The 17670-nt window shown below is 69.6% G+C and carries 19 protein-coding genes; 10 read left to right on the forward strand and 9 right to left on the reverse strand.

What is annotated here, in order from left to right:
* Position 1: 1 nt before the first annotated feature.
* A complete protein-coding gene (locus tag QNO21_RS08430; protein ID WP_257519236.1) occupies positions 2 to 1231 on the forward strand; it encodes a hypothetical protein in 1230 nt (409 codons plus the stop codon).
* A 101-nt stretch (positions 1232 to 1332) separates the two neighbouring features.
* On the opposite strand, the gene QNO21_RS08435 is transcribed toward QNO21_RS08430, so the two are convergent.
* The 3 genes from QNO21_RS08435 to QNO21_RS08445 form a co-directional block, all read right to left on the reverse strand.
* Positions 1333 to 2499 (reverse strand): IS30 family transposase, encoded by a 1167-nt coding sequence (locus QNO21_RS08435; RefSeq protein ID WP_257519237.1) that lies wholly within the window; start codon positions 2497 to 2499, stop codon positions 1333 to 1335.
* A gap of 382 nt (positions 2500 to 2881) precedes the next feature.
* Positions 2882 to 3955, reverse strand: coding sequence for a redox-regulated ATPase YchF (gene ychF, locus QNO21_RS08440; RefSeq protein WP_257519238.1), 1074 nt, complete (start codon positions 3953 to 3955; stop codon positions 2882 to 2884).
* A gap of 42 nt (positions 3956 to 3997) precedes the next feature.
* Entirely contained in the window at positions 3998 to 5068 is a 1071-nt protein-coding gene (locus QNO21_RS08445) for a hypothetical protein (RefSeq protein ID WP_257519239.1), read from the reverse strand.
* Positions 5069 to 5192: 124 nt separating this feature from the next.
* Here QNO21_RS08445 and QNO21_RS08450 point away from each other — a divergent pair, with 124 nt between their 5' ends.
* Entirely contained in the window at positions 5193 to 5540 is a 348-nt protein-coding gene (locus QNO21_RS08450; RefSeq protein ID WP_257519240.1) for a LysR family transcriptional regulator, read from the forward strand.
* Between the two features lie 17 nt (positions 5541 to 5557).
* Here QNO21_RS08450 and QNO21_RS08455 read toward each other — a convergent pair whose 3' ends face one another.
* Positions 5558 to 7222 carry an ABC-F family ATP-binding cassette domain-containing protein gene (locus QNO21_RS08455; RefSeq protein WP_257519241.1) on the reverse strand — a complete coding sequence of 555 codons (1665 nt, stop codon included), beginning with the start codon at positions 7220 to 7222 and terminating at the stop codon, positions 5558 to 5560.
* A gap of 75 nt (positions 7223 to 7297) precedes the next feature.
* On the opposite strand from QNO21_RS08455, the gene QNO21_RS08460 reads away from it, so the two are divergent.
* Entirely contained in the window at positions 7298 to 7654 is a 357-nt protein-coding gene (locus QNO21_RS08460; RefSeq protein WP_257519242.1) for a hypothetical protein, read from the forward strand.
* Between the two features lie 24 nt (positions 7655 to 7678).
* Here the strand turns inward: QNO21_RS08460 and QNO21_RS08465 are convergent, their stop codons facing one another.
* Positions 7679 to 8425, reverse strand: a complete 747-nt coding sequence (locus QNO21_RS08465; RefSeq protein WP_257519243.1) for a class I SAM-dependent methyltransferase — start codon at positions 8423 to 8425, stop codon at positions 7679 to 7681.
* An 81-nt stretch (positions 8426 to 8506) separates the two neighbouring features.
* Between QNO21_RS08465 and QNO21_RS08470 the strand changes: the two genes are divergently transcribed.
* Together QNO21_RS08470 and QNO21_RS08475 are read left to right on the forward strand one after the other, a co-directional pair.
* The gene (locus QNO21_RS08470) at positions 8507 to 9139 is read left to right on the forward strand and encodes an exonuclease domain-containing protein (protein WP_257516121.1); all 633 of its coding nucleotides are present in this window, start codon (positions 8507 to 8509) and stop codon (positions 9137 to 9139) included.
* Positions 9140 to 9182: 43 nt separating this feature from the next.
* A complete protein-coding gene (locus QNO21_RS08475) occupies positions 9183 to 10460 on the forward strand; it encodes a DNA recombination protein RmuC (RefSeq protein WP_257519244.1) in 1278 nt (425 codons plus the stop codon).
* A 46-nt stretch (positions 10461 to 10506) separates the two neighbouring features.
* On the opposite strand, the gene QNO21_RS08480 is transcribed toward QNO21_RS08475, so the two are convergent.
* Positions 10507 to 10707: a UDP-N-acetylmuramyl pentapeptide phosphotransferase gene (locus QNO21_RS08480; RefSeq protein ID WP_257496076.1), complete on the reverse strand. Its 201-nt coding sequence runs from the start codon at positions 10705 to 10707 to the stop codon at positions 10507 to 10509.
* A 120-nt stretch (positions 10708 to 10827) separates the two neighbouring features.
* Positions 10828 to 11817, reverse strand: a complete 990-nt coding sequence (glpX, locus tag QNO21_RS08485) for a class II fructose-bisphosphatase (RefSeq protein WP_257516123.1) — start codon at positions 11815 to 11817, stop codon at positions 10828 to 10830.
* A 184-nt stretch (positions 11818 to 12001) separates the two neighbouring features.
* Between glpX and fbaA the strand changes: the two genes are divergently transcribed.
* A complete protein-coding gene (gene fbaA, locus QNO21_RS08490) occupies positions 12002 to 13033 on the forward strand; it encodes a class II fructose-bisphosphate aldolase (RefSeq protein WP_257516124.1) in 1032 nt (343 codons plus the stop codon).
* Between the two features lie 108 nt (positions 13034 to 13141).
* Here fbaA and QNO21_RS08495 read toward each other — a convergent pair whose 3' ends face one another.
* Positions 13142 to 13699 carry a DUF6264 family protein gene (locus QNO21_RS08495; RefSeq protein WP_257519245.1) on the reverse strand — a complete coding sequence of 186 codons (558 nt, stop codon included), beginning with the start codon at positions 13697 to 13699 and terminating at the stop codon, positions 13142 to 13144.
* Entirely contained in the window at positions 13696 to 14691 is a 996-nt protein-coding gene (locus tag QNO21_RS08500; protein ID WP_257519327.1) for a 4-hydroxy-3-methylbut-2-enyl diphosphate reductase, read from the reverse strand. The genes QNO21_RS08495 and QNO21_RS08500 overlap by 4 nt, the downstream gene beginning before the upstream one ends.
* Positions 14692 to 14815: 124 nt before the next feature.
* Between QNO21_RS08500 and xseA the strand changes: the two genes are divergently transcribed.
* Genes xseA through QNO21_RS08520 form a run of 4 tightly spaced genes read left to right on the forward strand, consistent with a single transcriptional unit; the run spans position 14816 to position 17658 of the window.
* Positions 14816 to 16114: an exodeoxyribonuclease VII large subunit gene (gene xseA, locus QNO21_RS08505; protein WP_257519246.1), complete on the forward strand. Its 1299-nt coding sequence runs from the start codon at positions 14816 to 14818 to the stop codon at positions 16112 to 16114.
* A gap of 10 nt (positions 16115 to 16124) precedes the next feature.
* The gene (locus QNO21_RS08510) at positions 16125 to 16361 is read left to right on the forward strand and encodes an exodeoxyribonuclease VII small subunit (protein WP_374113690.1); all 237 of its coding nucleotides are present in this window, start codon (positions 16125 to 16127) and stop codon (positions 16359 to 16361) included.
* Positions 16361 to 16999: a DUF4245 family protein gene (locus tag QNO21_RS08515; RefSeq protein WP_257519247.1), complete on the forward strand. Its 639-nt coding sequence runs from the start codon at positions 16361 to 16363 to the stop codon at positions 16997 to 16999. The genes QNO21_RS08510 and QNO21_RS08515 overlap by 1 nt, the downstream gene beginning before the upstream one ends.
* Positions 16996 to 17658, forward strand: coding sequence for a carbonic anhydrase (locus QNO21_RS08520; protein ID WP_257519248.1), 663 nt, complete (start codon positions 16996 to 16998; stop codon positions 17656 to 17658). The genes QNO21_RS08515 and QNO21_RS08520 overlap by 4 nt, the downstream gene beginning before the upstream one ends.
* Positions 17659 to 17670 lie beyond the last annotated feature (12 nt).

Genomic DNA, 17670 nt, shown 5'->3' on the forward strand with positions numbered 1-17670 from the left:
CATGCAACAGGACGACAGTTCTCATCCGCGGACTCCGGGATCGGCACTCGCGGCAGAGCTGAGAATGATGCCGCGGAGCGTACTGAGTGCTTTCCGCGTCCCGCCACGTACGCCTGAGTTTCTCGACGCCATAGTCGCCACTCTGCATGACCTTCTCGCGACAAGCGACTCGCGTAGCTTGGCCGAGCGGCTCGAGGTTCTCCCAAAGCGGTTCGAGGGCTTGATGCCGGGCGCTGACCTTGACAGCGAACTGCGCAAGTTGGAGACCTGGTTCGAGACGGCTGGCCAGGACAGCTTGAAGGCCGACGTCGAACGCTATGCGCGCCGCTTTAAGAACGGAAGCGCCCCGCGCTTTCTGCGTCGGCTGCTGGGGGCGGACCGCTTCCTTCGGCTCCAGCAGGCATGCGAGGAGGACTGGGCCTTGTGCCTCCTGGCAGTGCGCAGGGCATTGCGAGCCACCTTGCCGCTCGCCCAGGCGCTCGAGGATGCGGTGATCCCGCTTACCGGCGAGGAACGGGATGGCTTCATCAAGGCGACCGCGAGCGAGTCAGTGTTTCTAGGGTTCATACTCAAGACCGATGACCTGATCGAGGCCTTCCTCAACAAGAGGTCTATGGCGTTCGCTGGGCTCGGATACCCTGTCCGCGACGGTGAGACCGCGACACTCGACGTCGACATGATCCAGCTAATGGAAATGCTTCGCCTCGTTCTCGACGTCGAGATGGAGGCACGCACGAGCGAACTCAGCGACACACTGCGTCGCAAATTCCGCGGCTTCGATCAGGCGCTCAACAACTCTGACGACGGGGTGGGACAGGCTGCCACGAGCCTGATCGAGCTCATCGACCGGCTGCTCCGGACGGCATTCTCTACCAACGAGGTGCTGGCTTGGGTACTGGCCCACAGGCCAGACGACGCCGCGCTCGTCTACGAGCGTGGAGGAAGGGCGCTTCCGACAAAGCGCGCCGAAGCGCTTTGCTTCGCGCACGCTGGCGAGGCTCCGCCGGACGACCCCAGGCTCCAGGAGATGCTGGCAAACAGCCTCGTCCGAGCCCGCGCCGCTGCTCAAAAAATAAAGCACAACGACCACGGAACGCCCGAGGAGGCCGCTGAGCTCCGCACCCTCATGCAAGCGGCACGCGGGGCCATCACCTTCCTGTTCCGCGTCAGTTGGGTGACGGGCACCGAACGCTACGAGAAGCTCCAGCACAAGTTCGCGCAGGCCGCCTGACGACGCACCTGCGCTGGCCGTGAGTGCGCGTATCTAGCTGAGTAGCGCGGATCGGCGCCTCCAACGGAGTCGCCCGGTGGCCGGTCGGCGGATTCAAGCGGTCATCGCAACAGGACCGATTTGATGATCTCATTCGGGGTTTGGAACTCGAGCCGCTTGCGGGGTCGGTCGTTGAGTTCACGAGCGACGGCGTCGAGCTGGCCTTCGGTGAACCCGTCGAGGCTGGTGCCTTTCGGGAAGTACTGCCGCAGCAGCCCGTTCGTGTTCTCGTTGATGCCGCGCTGCCACGGTGAGTGCGGGTCGCAGAAGAACACCTCGATGCCGGTGTCGATGCGGACCTTCTCCCAGTCGCGCATCTCCGGTCCTTGATCCCAGGTCAGTGCGCCGCGCAGCTGCACCGGGAGCTGCTGGATCTTCCGGGTCAGCGCGGGGGCGACTTGGTCGGGCTTGTAGCCGTCGGGGAGGTGGACGAGCATCGTGAAGTTCGAATGCCGTTCTACGAGCGTGCCAATCGCAGACAAGTTCCCCGCGCCGATGATCAGATCGCCTTCCCAACTTCCCGGAACGGCACGATCACTCGCCGTCGACGGACGCTCCGAGATGTTGACCATGTTCGGGATCCGGTTCTTGCGCTGCCCGACCTTCCGACTGGGATGACGCAACCCTCTCCCGGTGCGCAGATACCGGGTCAGCTCCTGCTTCAACGCGCCCCGCGACTGCACGTAGAGCGACTGGTAGATCGTCTCCACGCTCACCTGCATCTCTGGATCATCGGGGAACTCTCGCCTCAGCCGGCCAGCGATCTGCTCCGGCGATCGACGCTTAGCCAGGTCCTGCTCCACTCTCGCACGCAGCCGCTGGTTGGTCGCCAGCTTCGCCGGCTTCGGCCGGCACGCCCGCCCCATCGCCGTCATCTGCGCCATCGACGCCCGATACCGGCCACGCACGGCGTTCCGGGACAGTTCCCGAGACACCGTCGACGGCGCGCGTCCGAGTCGCCTCGCGATCGCCCGCACCGACTCGCCCCTCGCGACGCCGACCGCGATCTCTTCCCGCTCGACGAACGACAGATACCGGCCCTGCAGGTCCCGTCCGCGTCGCGGCCGGACGCCACCGGCAGCGACGAGCATCCGTTTCGCCGTCGTGCGGTCCACCCCAATCTGATCGCCGACCTCACTCGCGAACAGCCCGGCCTGGAAACCGTCCCACGCCTGCTGCACCGCATCGAGCCGGAACCTCAACGCCAACTCCGCCACAACACTCTCCATTCAGTAAGTGTTGCGACCACCGCAAGAACCCAAGGGTCGTCCACCGTGCACTCTCACACTGAGATCCGCTTCGCGATGGGCGTCGAGGATCAGTGCCCGCAAAGCCCGCGCTGGAAGATGAACGGTCGAACTCCCCTATGCGAACGGCAGAATCGTTCGCTCGGGTGACGCGGGCGCAATTCAGCGCCTACGGGCGCCCTGCGAACGGCGGCCCTTCCAAACATGTCGGGACTCACTCGTTCCTGACCGTGGTCGAAGACGCCGGGCAGCGCGACAAGGGCTCCTGTGCAGGTGGTTCCACAACGTGAAGCGACATGCTCCGCGGACGAAACCGGACCCACAGCCTGGCATTCCGCCGAATCACGCGGCAGATGGACCCTACTCACACGTTGAAGCGGAACTCCACCACGTCGCCGTCCTGCATGACGTAGTCCTTACCCTCCAGGCGCGCCTTGCCCTTCGCGCGGGCCTCGGCCACCGAGCCGGTGGCGACCAGGTCGTCGAAGGAGATGACCTCGGCCTTGATGAAGCCCTTCTCGAAGTCGGTGTGGATGACGCCCGCGGCCTGCGGCGCCTTCCAGCCCTTGCCGATCGTCCAGGCGCGGGCCTCCTTGGGACCCGCCGTGAGGTAGGTCTGCAGGCCCAGCGTGTCGAAGCCGATGCGGGCGAGCTGGTCCAGGCCCGACTCGTCCTGACCGGTGGATGCCAGCAGCTCGGCGGCATCCTCGGGGTCGAGGTCGATGAGCTCGGACTCGATCTTCGCGTCGAGGAACACGGCCTTCGCGGGGGCGACGAGCGCTTCGAGCTCAGCCTTGCGTGCGGGATCCGTCAGCACGGCCTCGTCGACGTTGAAGACGTAGATGAAGGGCTTGGCGGTGAGCAGGCCCAGCTCGCGGATCGGCGTCACGTCGATGCCCGACGACGACAGCAGCTGTCCGCGCTCGAGCGCGTCCTTCGCGGCGAGCGCCGTCTCGAGCACGACGGGCTCTGCCTTCTTGCCGCGCACTTCCTTCTCGTAGCGGGCGATCGCCTTCTCGAGGGTCTGCAGGTCGGCCAACGCCAGCTCGGCGTTGATCGTCTCGAGGTCGTTCTTCGGGTTCACGGCGCCCTCGACGTGCACGACGTCGTCATCGGCGAAGCCGCGCACGACCTGCGCGATGGCGTCGGCCTCGCGGATGTTCGCGAGGAACTGGTTGCCCAGGCCCTCCCCCTCGCTGGCGCCGCGCACGATACCGGCGATGTCGACGAACGACACCGCTGCGGGCAGGATGCGCTCGGAGTGGAAGATCTCGGCGAGCTTGTCCAGGCGCGGATCGGGCAGGTTCACCACCCCGATGTTCGGCTCGATCGTCGCGAACGGGTAGTTCGCCGCGAGCACCTGATTCTTGGTCAGAGCGTTGAACAGGGTGGACTTGCCCACATTGGGCAGCCCGACGATTCCGATGGTAAGAGCCACGGGCATCGAGTCTACGCGGCGGGCGGCACCGGACCCGACCGGTCAGATGGCGCTGAGCGCCTGATACACCGTCACGATGCTCGCCGCGGCCAGCGCGATCGTGGCCCAGGGCAGGGTACGACGCAGGCGCTGGCCCGGCTCGGCGACGCCGCGCGGAGGACGCAGCAGCGGGATGCCGTCCTCGCCCGCCGTCGCGACCCGGCCGTCGCGCCAGCGCTCCCACTGCGCCAGCTTGCCGGTCATCGCGTCGCGCACGCTTCCGAGCCACTCCCAGGTCGCGGGGTCGAGGGTGGCGAGGTCGGCGCGCCGGTAGAAGAACATCCAGTCGTCGACGATCTCGACGTCGAGCTCGGCGGCGTTGTCGATGAAGCGCGCCATGATGTCGGGGGTGAACAGGTACAGCGCGTCGCGCTCGTAGCCCGCCGGGCAGTAGAGGCGGAACGCGCGGTCGAAGTCGCCCTCGAGGCTGAGCCGCTGCGCAGCCTTGAAGCCGACCGGCAGGCTGGAATCCCCCAGGCTGTTGGTGCCGACCGCATCGAGAACGATGTGCGGCAGCGGGGTGTCGAGACGGAGGGCGAGGTAGCCCCAGCGCCGCGTCCGTCCGATCCGCGCCCGCCCTTCGCAGCGGATGTTGCCGATCTCCATCGCCCTGCCCCGATCGTCGCTCACGACGTCCTGCGCATACCGCGAGCGCACGCGCGGGAAGAGCATGCCGGGTTTGTCCGTCACCACTTCGGTGCGCTGGTACTCCAGGCTGTTCGCGGCGGCGAAGCGGCGCAGGCGATAGGCGCGCTCGTTCTCCGTGCGGGTGCGCAGCGTTGCCGAGATGAGGCAGGCGATGATCACCAGGACCCAAAGCCCCAGCATCCCGCCCACCGGCACCGCAGCCCGAGGCCCCGCCGTCGCGGCGAGGAATCCGGTCAGCAGGATGCCGCCGCCGAAGAAGGCCAGCACGAAGGGCGCGAGGATCGCGACGACGAGCACCATGCCGCAGCCCGAGGCCACCCGGTCGCCCGTGCTCGGGTCGCGGCCGAACTTGCGCACGGCCTTGCGGTCGATCGACTCGACCAGCGCGGTCGTGTCGAAGTACGTCGTGGCCTGCGCCGTCGTCATCGGCCCCCCTGGCTCCGAACTCTGTGAGAAGACTATGGGGCGCGGGCGCGCAGCCGCCAACGCCCACTGGCGCGTGCTGAGACAATGGACCCTGCCGGTCCCGTCCGGCGGAGGAAGGCACCCTGTGAACATCACGCACCTGGAGCGGTTCGTCGCCGTCGCCGATGCGCTGCACTTTCCGCGGGCGGCGGAGAAACTCGGCATCCCCCTGGCGTCGCTGTACACCTCGATCGACAAGCTCGAGGCCGAGGTCGGGCAGGCGCTGTTCACGCGCGACGGCGCCGGAACCCGGCTGACGAAGGTCGGCGAGCTGTTCCTCGACGAGGCGAAGGACCGCATCGCCGCGGCCCCCGCCGCGGCGCCGAAGCCGGTCGTCCCCGCGGGCGGCAAGGCCAAGGCGTCCAAGGGCAAGGGCCGAGCGCCCGTCGTCAAGGGCCAGCCGAAGCCGTACAAGAAGCGACAGGGCCGCTAGGCGCGGCATCCGCCGGGCTACAGCTCGGTGACCTGGCCACCCTCCACATGCCAGCGGCGGTCGGTCTGCACGGTGTCGAGCATGCGCCTGTCGTGCGTCACGAGCAGCAGTGTGCCGTCGTAGGTCTCGAGCGCCTGCTCGAGCTGCTCGATGGCCGCGAGATCCAGATGGTTGGTGGGCTCGTCGAGCACGAGCAGATTGACGCCGCGGGCCTGCAGCAGGGCAAGGCCCGCCCGCGTGCGCTCCCCCGGCGAGAGCTCGTCGACGGGGCGTCCTACGTGATCGGCCTTGAGCCCGAATTTCGCCAGGAGCGTGCGCACCTCACCGGATGCCATCTGCGGCACGAGCGCCTCGAAGGTGTCGGCCAACGCCGCCGAGCCGACGAACAGCGACCGGGCCTGGTCGACCTCACCGATCTCGACACTGGTGCCGAGGCTGGCCGTGCCCTCGTCGGGGCTCTGTCGCCCCAGCAGCAGGCGCAGCAGCGTCGACTTGCCCGCCCCGTTCGGGCCGGTGATGCCGATGCGCTCGCCCGCGTTGACCTGCAACGAGACCGGGCCCAGCGTGAACGTCCCCTGCCGGGCGATCGCGCCGCTGAGGGTCGCAACGACGGAGCTCGAGCGTGCAGCCGACCCGATCGTGAACTGCAGCTGCCACTCCTTGCGCGGCTCGTCGACTTCGTCGAGACGCGCGATGCGGCTTTCCATCTGGCGCACCTTCTGCGCCTGCTTCTCGCTGGACTCGCTCGCGGCCTTTCGGCGGAGCTTGTCGTTGTCCGGAGACTTGCGCATCGCGTTGCGCACGCCTTGGCTGGACCACTCGCGCTGCGTCTTGGCCCGCGAGACGAGGTCGGCCTTCTTGTCGGCGAACTCGTCGTACTGCTCGCGCGCGTGCCGGCGCAGCGTCGCGCGCTCCTCCAGGTAGGCGTCGTAGCCGCCGCCGAAGACCCGGTTCGACCCCTGCGCGATGTCGAGCTCCACCACCCGCGTGACGCTTCGGGCAAGGAACTCGCGGTCGTGGCTGACCAGCACCACGCCGCCGCGCAGCCCCCGCACGAAGGCTTCGAGTCGCTCGAGACCGTCGAGATCGAGGTCGTTGGTGGGTTCGTCCAGCAGCACGATGTCGAAGCGCGACAGCAGCAGCGCCGCCAGCCCCACGCGCGCTGCCTGCCCGCCCGAGAGAGAGGTCATGAGCGCCTCGGTCGGCGCGCCGCCGAGCTCAAGCCCGAGGTCCGCCAAGACCACCGGAAGGCGCTCATCGAGGTCGGCGGCGCCGCTGGCGAGCCAGCGGTCAAGCGCCGCGGAGTACACATCGGCCGGGTCGGGGGCCGCGCCTCCCGCCGGGGTGGGGTCGGCCAGCGCAGCCGCCGCGGCATCCATGTCGACCGTCGCCTGGGCGCAGCCGGTGCGCCGGGCTATGTACTGGGCCACGGTCTCGCCCTCGACTCGCTCGTGCTCCTGCGGAAGCCAGCCGACGAACGCGTCCGGCGGCGACAGGGCGACACTGCCGGACTGAGGCTCGTCGATGCCGGCGAGCAGGCGCAGGAGTGTGGACTTGCCGGCGCCGTTGGCGCCGACGACGCCGAGCACGTCCCCGGGGGCGACGGTGAGGTTCAACGAGTCGAACAGCGTGCGATGTCCGTACCCGCCGGCGAGGTCTCGGGCGACGAGCGTGGCGGTCATCCGTCCATCCTCCCACCACCGCGACGTGCGGACGCTGCGTTCACGGGCATGCCGCCGACCGCGTTAGCGTCAAGCATGCCCAGTTCGCCGCACGACGCCTCGTCCCCCGCCACCCCGATTGCGCAGCCGATCGCGGATCCTCCGCCGCCGGCATCCCGTCGCATCGAGATCATGTTCCGCAGACCCGCCTTCGCGCTGTACGCGCGCATCCGTCCCGCCCTCGTGATCGGCGGCCGCGGCCAGCCGACGCAGTGGGGAGTCGGCACCTGGCAGGTGCCGGCCGACGAGACCGCCGTGATCGGGGTGTACCTGTTCAATCGCCTCTGGCGGTTCGGCCAGGCGGAGTTCGCGCTGGCACCGGGCGATGCGCCGAGTCTGGTTTACCGGGCCCCGGTGCTGCCGTTCGGGCGTGGCCGGATCGAGCGCGGCTGAGCGCCGTCCCGGGCGGTCTTCGGGTCATTCCGCGCTGACGGCTCGGAATGCGTAGCTGATGTAGGGCAATTCGACCACGTCATCGCCGACCGCCCCGATCTCGTCGAAGAGGTCCGAGAGCTCGCTGTCGATGCGGTCGCGTTCCTCGTCGGGTGCCGTGATGACGTAGCTGCGCGAGAAGGCCATCGCACGCAGCCCAGCACGGGTCATCATGCGCGACCACTCCCACCGTCGCTCCTCCAGCGGACCGAACGGCGACGTCACCGGCGGGTGCCCGGCCGCCAGCATGCGCTCGGCGTTGCTTCCGTGCATGATCACGCTCATCTGCCGCACCCACTCGACCGACTCGTCGCGGATGTTCCAGAGGAGCCCCAGTGCACCCCCCGGCCGCAGCACCCGCGCCGCCTCGAGGGACGCGCGCTCGGGGTCGACCCAGTGCCACGCCTGCCCGAAGACGACCGCGTCGACGCTGTCGTCGGGAAGCGGCAGTTCCTCAGCACGACCGAGGAAGGCGGGGATGCCGCCGCTCGCCGCCCGCAGCGCGGCGAGCATGCCCGGATCGGGGTCGACGGCCACCACGTCCGCGCCCAGGTCGCGAAGGCCGCGGGTGAGCTTTCCGGTGCCCGCCCCCACGTCGGCGACGCGCACGGCGCGGCCTGCGACGGGCGGCAGCAGCCAGCTCACCGCCTCGAGCGGATAGTCCGGCCGGCCGGCTTCGTAGTGGCCGGTCGCGGCACCGAACGACATCGCCTGATCTCCGAAATCTGCCATGCCACCACTGTAAGACGGCCGATCCGGGCGCGGTCGGCGCGTCCTCCTCGGCGCGGCCCGTCTGCGGGCGAGGGTGGAGGTGTGCCCTTGGATTTCACCGCGATCGACTTCGAAACGGCGAACTCCTCGAGCGCCTCGGCGTGCGCGGTCGGCCTCACGCGGGTGCGCGGTGGCGAGGTCGTCGCCTCAGCCGGCTGGCTCATCCGCCCGCCCGCCGGGCACGACCGCTTCTTCGCGATCAACACCGGCATCCACGGCATCTGCGCCGACGACGTCCTCACCGCGAAGACCTGGTCCGATCAGCTGCACGACATCGCCGCGTTCGTCGGCACCGATGTGATGGTCGCGCACAACGCCGGCTTCGACATGGCGGTGCTGCGGCGCGCGTGCGAGGTCACCGGCGACGTGTGCCCGCCCTACCGCTACGTCTGCAGCCTGCAGGTCGCGCGCAAGACGTACGAGCTGGATTCCTACCGTCTGCCTTCGGTGGCCGCCGCCGTCGGCTTTCTCGACTTCCCGCATCACGACGCGACCGCCGACGCCCTGGCCTGCGCGCACATCATGATCGACGCCGCCGCACGCGCGGGGGTCTCGGACATCTCGGATCTCGCGGCAGCCCTCGGCCTGCGTGTGGGGTGCATCCCCGTGCCCGAGACCGCACCGGTGTCGCTGGGCGCGTCGGTCCCGGCGTCGGCGCCGTTGGCGCTGGCCTGAGCGTCGTCGCGCCGATGTCGGTGGCCGGTGGCATTGTCGAGGCATGGACGCCGCAGCAATCCCCCTCCTGATCATCCTCGCCCTTGTGGTCGGGGTGCTCGCCGGCTGGTTCGCCGGAGCCGCCCGCGCGAGCGAGCGCGCCGGGCGGGAGCGGGCCGAGCTGGCCGCGCGCGCCGCCGCGGCGGAGACGGCGCGCGATGCGCTCGGCGCGCAGCTCGATCAGCAGCGGGCGCTGCAGCGTGAGCTCAGCCTGCAGGCGCGCGACGAACAGGCCGCCCGCGATGAGCGGGAGCGCCGCGAGCAGTCGGTGCTGCGGGCGCTGGCGCCCGTGCAGGAGTCGCTGACGTCGATGCAGCAGAAGGTGGAGGACCTCGAACGGGAGCGTCACCACCAGTACGGGTCGCTTGCCGAGCAGCTGCGCCGGGCTCAGGAATCCGACGAGGCGCTGCGCTCGACCACCGAATCGCTCGCCGGCGCGCTGCGCTCCAACTCCACGCGCGGCGTGTGGGGCGAGACACAGTTGAAGCGCATCGTCGAATCGGCCGGTCTGACGCGCTACGTCGACTTCGACCTGCAGGCGTCGATCTCCTCCGACGCGGGAGCAGGCCGGCCCGACATGATCATCAGGCTTCCCGGCGGCAAGTCGCTCGCGCTCGACGCGAAGGTGCCGCTGGACGCCTACCTCGAAGCCAGTGCCATCCCTGAGACGGCTCAGGGCGAAGAAGGTGCTCGACGTAGCGCACTGCTCGACCGGCACGTCAAGGCCGTCCGCGCGCACGTGGACGCGCTGGCGAAGAAGGCGTACTGGGCGGGGCTCGATGCCAGTCCCGAGTTCGTCATCTGCTTCGTACCCAGCGAATCGCTGCTCTCGGCGGCGCTCGCCCAAGACCCGACCCTGCTCGACCACGCGTTCGGCAAACGCGTCGCACTCGCCTCGCCGGTCAACCTCTGGGCGGTGCTGAAGACGGTCGCCTACACGTGGACGCAACAGGACGTCTCGTCCGAGGCGCGGGAGCTCCTCGCGCTCGGCACGCAGCTCTACGAGCGCCTGGGATCGCTCACCGGCCACGCCGACGACCTGCGGCGCGCGATCGAACGCACGGTCGACACCTACAACAAGCTCGTGGGTTCGCTCGAGAGCCGCGTGCTCGTCACGGCGCGCCGGTTCCCCGGCATCGACGAGACCAAGCTCAGCTCCGTCGACGCTCCGGCGGCGATCACCAGCACGCCGCGGCGGCTGACCGCGCCTGAGTTCGTCGCCGACGACACGCTGCTGTCGGCGGACGTGGGTGCGGTGCGCGACCGCGTCGCCCCGGACTGAGCGCCACGGTGCGCGCCGGGCGGGAGCCGGTGGGCAGCTGTTGTCGTCAGACGCCGCCGGGGAAGAAGGTCATGAGGCCGATGACGGCCAGCGAGACGCCCAGGAAGGCGCCGATCATCCACCAGGCGCTCATCTGGTGACCCTCGGGCATGCGCCGGCGGAAGAGCACATCGGGCCGACGGGAGGGGTCTGTCGACACGATGACCGGCATCTGTCCGGTCTTCGGGCTCTGCGCCTGAGTGCTCATGTGGGGGTCCCCTCGGGCTTGTGAACGATGGTCTGCATCGCCGTCGACACCGTTCACCATTGTTACAGAGCCCCGCCTGAGAGAACGGTCACAGAGACATCACGGTGTCGGCCGCGCCCGTCACAGCCACTTCGAGGTGAGGTGCTCCGACGTGATGCGGCGGAGTGTTCCCGAGGCGCCGCGCAGCACGACCGACTCGGTGTAGACGTAGTCCCGCTCCCGGCGAACACCCGCGACGAGCTCGCCGTTGGTCACGCCGGTGGCGACGAAGATGGTGTTCTTGCCGCGCACGAGGTCCTCGGCTTCGTACACCTCTCCGTCGACTTTCAGCCCGGCATCCAGCCCCTTCTGCTTCTCGTCGTCGTCGCGCGGCCACAGCCGGCCCTGGATGTGACCGCCGAGCGCCTTGATCGCGCAGGCGGTGACGATGCCCTCGGGGCTGCCGCCGATGCCGACGCACATGTCGGTGCGGGCGTTGTGGCGCGCGGCGTTGATCCCGCCGGCGACGTCACCGTCGCTCATCAGCCGGGTGCCGGCGCCGGCTTCGCGGATCTCATCGATGAGCCGGTCGTGACGCGGTCGGTGGAGCACCGAGACGACGATCTCGTCCACCGGCTTTCCGAGCGCCTTCGCCAGCAGGCGGATGTTCTCGCCGATGGGCAGGCGGATGTCGACGACGCCGACGCCTGCGGGACCGGTGACGAGCTTGTCCATGTAGAAGACGGTCGAGGCATCGAGCATGGTGCCGTGGTCCGAGACCGCGAGCACCGACAGCGCGTTGTTGCGCCCTGCCGCCGTCAGCGAGGTGCCGTCGATGGGATCGACCGCCACGTCGCACTGCGGGCCGCGGCCGGTGCCGACGCGTTCGCCGTTGAAGAGCATGGGGGCGTTGTCCTTCTCCCCCTCGCCGATCACGATCGTGCCGTCGAAGTTGACCGTCGTGAGAAAGGCGCGCATGGCATCCACCGCCGCACCGTCGGCGAGCTCTTTGCGCCCCCGCCCGATGAACGGCACGGATCGGATCGCCGCCGCCTCGGTAGCGCGCACCAGCTCCAGCGCGAGGTTCCGGTCGGGGTGCAGGGGACTCATATCCGCGGTCAGGCTCACCATGGGGTCAGCCTATGCCTGCGGATGCCGCCGACGCCGGAAGTTCGGGTGCGCGAGAGCCGAAGGAACCCCGGTTCTTTCGCTGATGACAAGTCGGCACCGGGATACGCACGGCCCCACCCCCGGGACCGGAAGGGACCGCTTCGCTAGAGTGAAGGCGAACACCCGCCGACTTTTAGGAGCAGACATGCCCGTCGCAACCCCCGACCAGTACGCCGAGATGCTGGACCGCGCGAAGTCCGGCGGCTTCGCGTACCCGGCCATCAACGCCGCCAGCTCGCAGTCGATCAACGCCGTGCTGCAGGGCCTGACCGAAGCCGGCTCCGACGGCATCATCCAGGTGACCACCGGTGGTGCGGACTACTTCGCCGGCCACACCGTCAAGGGTCGTGCAACCGGCGCCCTCGCCATGGCGAGGTTCGTGACCGAGGTCGCCAAGAACTACCCCATCACCGTGGCCCTCCACACCGACCACTGCCCGAAGCCGGCTCTGGACGACTTCCTGCTGCCGCTGATCGCCGCTTCCGAAGAAGAGGTCAAGGCCGGCCGCAACCCGATCTTCCAGTCCCACATGTGGGACGGCTCGGCGGTGCCGCTGGCCGAGAACATCGAGATCGCGAAGACGCTGCTCCCCCGCATGAAGAACATCAACGCCATCCTCGAGGTCGAGATCGGCGTCGTGGGCGGCGAAGAGGACGGCGTCAAGCACGAGGGCACCAACGACGCGCTGTACACGACGACCGGTGACGTCGCCCAGGTGGTCGAGGCCCTCGGCCTCGGTGACCAGGGACGCTGGATCGCCGCGCTGACCTTCGGCAACGTGCACGGCGTCTACAAGCCCGGCAACGTCAAGCTCAAGCCCGAGCTGCTCGGCGAGATCCAGGAAGGCATCGCGGCCCAGTTCGGCACCGGCCCGAAGCCCCTGGACCTGGTCTTCCACGGCGGCAGCGGCTCGACGCCGGAGGAGATCGCCCTGGCCGTCGCCAACGGCGTCGTGAAGATGAACATCGACACCGACACGCAGTACGCCTTCACGCGTGCTGTCGCCGGCTACATGTTCCAGAACTACGACGGCGTGCTGAAGATCGACGGCGAGGTCGGCAACAAGAAGGCCTACGACCCCCGCGCCTGGGGCAAGGTCGCCGAGTCGGCGATGGCCGCACGCGTCGTGGAGGCGACCCGTCAGCTCGGCTCGGCCGGGCAGTCGCTCGGCGCCTGACGCCCGACTGCCGTTCTCACGCGGAACGCCCCGGCCTGATGGTCGGGGCGTTCTGCGTCGGTGCCGGGGCTCGGCGACCTCGGTCCGAGGCGCGCAGCGCTCGTCAGGTCAGCCGGAGACCGTGCGCTGCAGGGCTTCCCACGCGACCGGGTCGTTCATGATCGGGATCACCATGAGGGTTCCCGAGACGAAGTTGCAGAGGATGCCGCCGACGAGCGGGATCCACCACGTCAGCCGGCGCGCGGCGAGGCTCCGCCACGAGAGCCATGCCGTGAGCAGCCAGCCGATCACCAGCACCGAGGCACCGGCCACTCCCCAGCCACGCAGGGAATCGGGGTCTGCCAGCTGCGCGTCGACACCGAGCGTCTGGAACAGGGTCTGCGCGAACGCGCCCACATCGAGCATCTGGGGGGCCGCCGCAAGCACGGTCAGCAGTCCGTACCCGAGCAGCACGAACGCGAACACGCGGTCTGCCGTGCGGGTGGGACGGGCGGCCGAGGTCGTCGGGGGCACAGCGGGCATGCGATCCCGCGGCGTCGAAGCCTCGGGCGAGACTCCGGCCGAGAGGGCATCGGTGGCGTCGGGCCGCGCGATGCGCGCCTGCTGCTCTTCGGCGGTGGCGTACTCGCCGTACTGGGGCCGCGGACGCGGGTCGGTATCGCTCACGCGCGCCCCCGTCCACCGAGCGCGCGCTCGTCCCGCTTGCCGGAGGCATCCTGGCGCAGCTCCTTGGGCAGCGAGAACAGCAGGTCCTCCTCGGCGGTGCGCACCTCCTCGACGTCGCGGTAGCCGGCACCGGCGAGGTCTTCCAAGACCTCCTTGACGAGCACCTCGGGAACCGAGGCTCCGCTGGTGACCCCGACCGTCTCGACGCCGTCGAGCCACTCCTGCTTGATCTCGTGGGCGTAGTCCACGCGGTAGGCGGCCTTCGCGCCGTACTCCAGGGCGACCTCGACCAGACGCACGCTGTTCGAGGAATTGGCCGATCCCACGACGATCACGAGGTCAGCGCCGACGGCGACCTTCTTGATGGCCACCTGCCGGTTCTGGGTGGCGTAGCAGATGTCATCCGACGGCGGGTCCTGCAGCTGCGGGAAGCGCTCGCGCAGTCGTCGCACCGTCTCCATCGTCTCGTCGACCGAGAGGGTGGTCTGCGAGAGCCAGACCACCTTGGAGGGGTCCTTCACCTCGACCAGGTCCGCCTCTTCGGGTGAGTTCACAACGGTGACGTGATCGGGGGCCTCGCCGGCGGTGCCCTCGACCTCCTCGTGACCGGCGTGGCCGATCAGGAGGATCTCGAAGTCGTCGCGTGCGAAGCGCACCGCTTCGCGGTGCACCTTGGTCACGAGCGGACAGGTGGCGTCGATCGCCTGCAGCCCGCGGTCGGCCGCCGCGTCGACCACGGCGGGTGAGACACCGTGCGCGCTGAAGACGACGTGCGCCCCGGGCGGCACCTCATCGACCTCTTCGACGAAGATCGCGCCCAGCGCCTCGAGCTCGGTGACGACATGGATGTTGTGCACGATCTGCTTGCGCACGTACACCGGGGCGCCGAATCGCTGCAGCGCCTTCTCCACAGCGATCACGGCGCGGTCCACCCCCGCGCAGTACCCTCGGGGGGCGGCCAGGAGCACCCGCTTGTGTCCCGCCACCGGCATATCCTTGAGGTGGCCGCGCCGCCCCGGGATGCGGGGCAGGGGCAGTCGGACGGCTGAAGTGCTCACACGACGATTCTATGAGTCGCCGGCTGGACAGAGGCCGGGCACCGCGAGGGAGACGCAGATGACGACGTTCCAACCCGCGCCGGGGCAGACGCCGCCGGCCGATGCGGTGCACCCGGGGGCGTCCTCCCCCGACGCTCCGACCTCGGTTTCGAGGCTCAACGAGACGATCCGCGACTTCGTGCAGAAGTGGGGCGCGGTGTGGGTCGAAGGCGAGATCACGTCATGGAACGTGCGTGGCGGCAACATCTTCGGCAGGCTCAAGGACCTCTCCTCCGACGCCTCGCTGTCGTTCCGACTGTGGTCGACGACCCGACAGCGCATCCCCGCCGACCTCAAGTCCGGCGACCACGTCGTGGCGTGCGTGAAGAGCGAGTTCTACGTCAAGACCGGTGACTTCAGCTTCATCGTCTCCGCGATGAAGCACGTGGGCCTGGGTGAGCAGCTCGAGAAGCTCGAACGCCTGCGGGCGCAGCTGCGCAAGGAGGGCCTGTTCGAGCCGGCGCGCAAGAAGCCGCTGCCCTTCCTCCCCCACCGCATCGGCCTCATCACCGGTGAGCGCAGCGACGCCGAGAAGGACGTGCACCGCAACGCCGAGCTGCGGTGGCCCGCGGTGTCGTTCCGCACCGTGCATGTCGCCGTGCAGGGCGAGCGGTGCGTCCCCGAGACGGTCGCAGCGCTGCAGGCGCTCGACGCCGATCCCGAGGTCGACGTGATCGTCATCGCGCGCGGCGGCGGCGATCCCCAGACGCTGCTGGGGTTCAGCGACGAGAAGCTGCTGCGGGCGGTGGCTGCGGCATCCACTCCCGTCGTGAGCGCGATCGGTCACGAGAACGACCACCCCCTGCTCGACGACGTCGCGGACCTGCGCGCGTCGACCCCGACCGACGCCGCCAAGCGCATCGTTCCCGACGTGTCCGAGCAGCGCGCGCTGGTGCGCCAGCTGCGCTCGCGTGCCGGATCGCGTCTGACCCAGCGCATCACCCACGACATCGCCCAGCTGCAGCAGCTGCGCTCGCGGCCGGTGCTGCGCGACCCGGAGACCATGCTCGACTCCCGCGCGCAGGATCTGTGGTTCCAGATCTCCCGCGGCCGCGAGATCATGACCAGGCGGGTGGATGCCGCCGAGCGGACCACCGCAGAGCTGCGGGCGTCGCTGCGTGCCCTCTCCCCCGCCGCGACGCTCGAGCGCGGGTACGCGATCGCGCAGCTCACCGGGAGTGTGATCGTGCGCGATGCCGCCCAGGCCCCCGACGGCGCGGAGGTGACCGTCACGGTGGCGCGGGGCTCGTTCACCGCGCGATCGCACGGCGAAGTCGACGAGCAGGCAGCGCCAGGGCCCACGCAAGGGTCGAACTAGGATGGTGGACATGACCGCCGCACGCGACGACGCCCCCGACGTCGCCGCCCTCTCGTTCGAGCAGGCGCGCGACGAACTCGTGCGCGTCGTCGCCGAGCTCGAACAGGGTTCACCCACCCTCGAGCAGTCCCTGTCCCTCTGGGAGCGCGGCGAGGCGCTCGCGGCCCACTGCGAGCAGTGGCTGCTGGGCGCCAAGCGCCGTCTCGACGCCGCGCGCTCCGACGCCCCGTCGCCCGGGGAGGCGTGATGGCCTCCTCCCCCCGGATCGTCGCCGAGCTCGGCCGGCCGGAGACCCCAGAGGAGACCGCCGCCCGCAAGGCCGAGTCGTCCCGCGTGCACCGCGCCAGCCGCAGCACCCGCAACCTCATCGCAGCCTTGCTGGTGACCCTGGGTGTCGTTCTCGTGATCGTGTTCGGCGTCCCTCGCGGGTCCATCCCCGCGCCGGAACCGATCGACGTGGCCGCCGAGGCCGCGCGGGTGCAGGCGTCGCTCGATCGCACCGTGGTCGTGGCCGAGACACCCGAGGAGTGGAGCGTCAACCGCGCGTCGGTCGAGGGTGACGGCGACGTGCGCGCGTGGACCGTCGTCTACGCCCCGGAACGCGGCTTCATCAACGTCGCGCAGGGCTTCGACGCCGACGAGGCGTGGCCCTCCCGCGTGCTGTCCGGCCGCGGAGCGACCGACACCGCCACGATCGACGGCATCGAGTGGACCGTCTACGAGGTCTCGGACCCCACCACTGCTGCGAACATCTCGTACGCCCTGAGCACGCCCGCCGGCGACGACACGATCCTGATCTACGGCGCCACCGATGCCGCCACCGCCACCGAGGTTGCCGAAGGCCTCGCCGACGATGTGCGCGCGCTGCGCGCGGAGGATTCATGACCGCTCCCGCGACACGTCCGAGCCCGCAACAAGCGTGGGACGACATGCGGCTGGGGAACGCGCGGTTCGTCGCGGGCGAGCCCCGCCATCCGCGTCAGGACGTCGAAAGACGCCATGAGACCGCCGGTTCCCAGTACCCCACCGCAGCGCTGTTCGGGTGCTCCGATTCGCGCCTGGCGGCCGAGATCATCTTCGACGAGGGGCTGGGTGACCTGTTCGTCATCCGCAACGCGGGCCAGGTCATCTCGGAGTCCGTCGTCGGAAGCCTCGAGTACGCCGTCGCCGTGCTGGAGGTGCCGCTCATCGTCGTGCTGGGCCACGACGCCTGCGGCGCGGTGCGCGCGGCGATCGAGTCGACCGCCGCCGACGCCCCCGCCCTCCCCGTGCACGTGTGGCGACAGATCGCGCCGATCGTGCCGGCGGTGCGCCGAGTGCTGCGCCAGGGCGCGGACGCCGGGGTGACACCCGAAACGGTGGATGCCGACCAGGTCGGGCGGGAGCACCTGCGCGAGACCATCGCCGCGCTGCTGCAGTCCTCCGAGCTCATCAGCGACGCCGTCGCCGAGGGCAAGGTCGCCGTCGTCGGCGCCAACTACCGCCTGGCCGAAGGCACCGCGGTCCCGGACGTCATCGTCGGGGACATCACGGCCGAGCACTGAAAACCCATCACC

Origin of the sequence: Microbacterium sp. zg-Y818 (genome assembly GCF_030246905.1) — a bacterium.
In the GTDB taxonomy this organism is placed as follows: Bacteria; Actinomycetota; Actinomycetes; order Actinomycetales; family Microbacteriaceae; genus Microbacterium.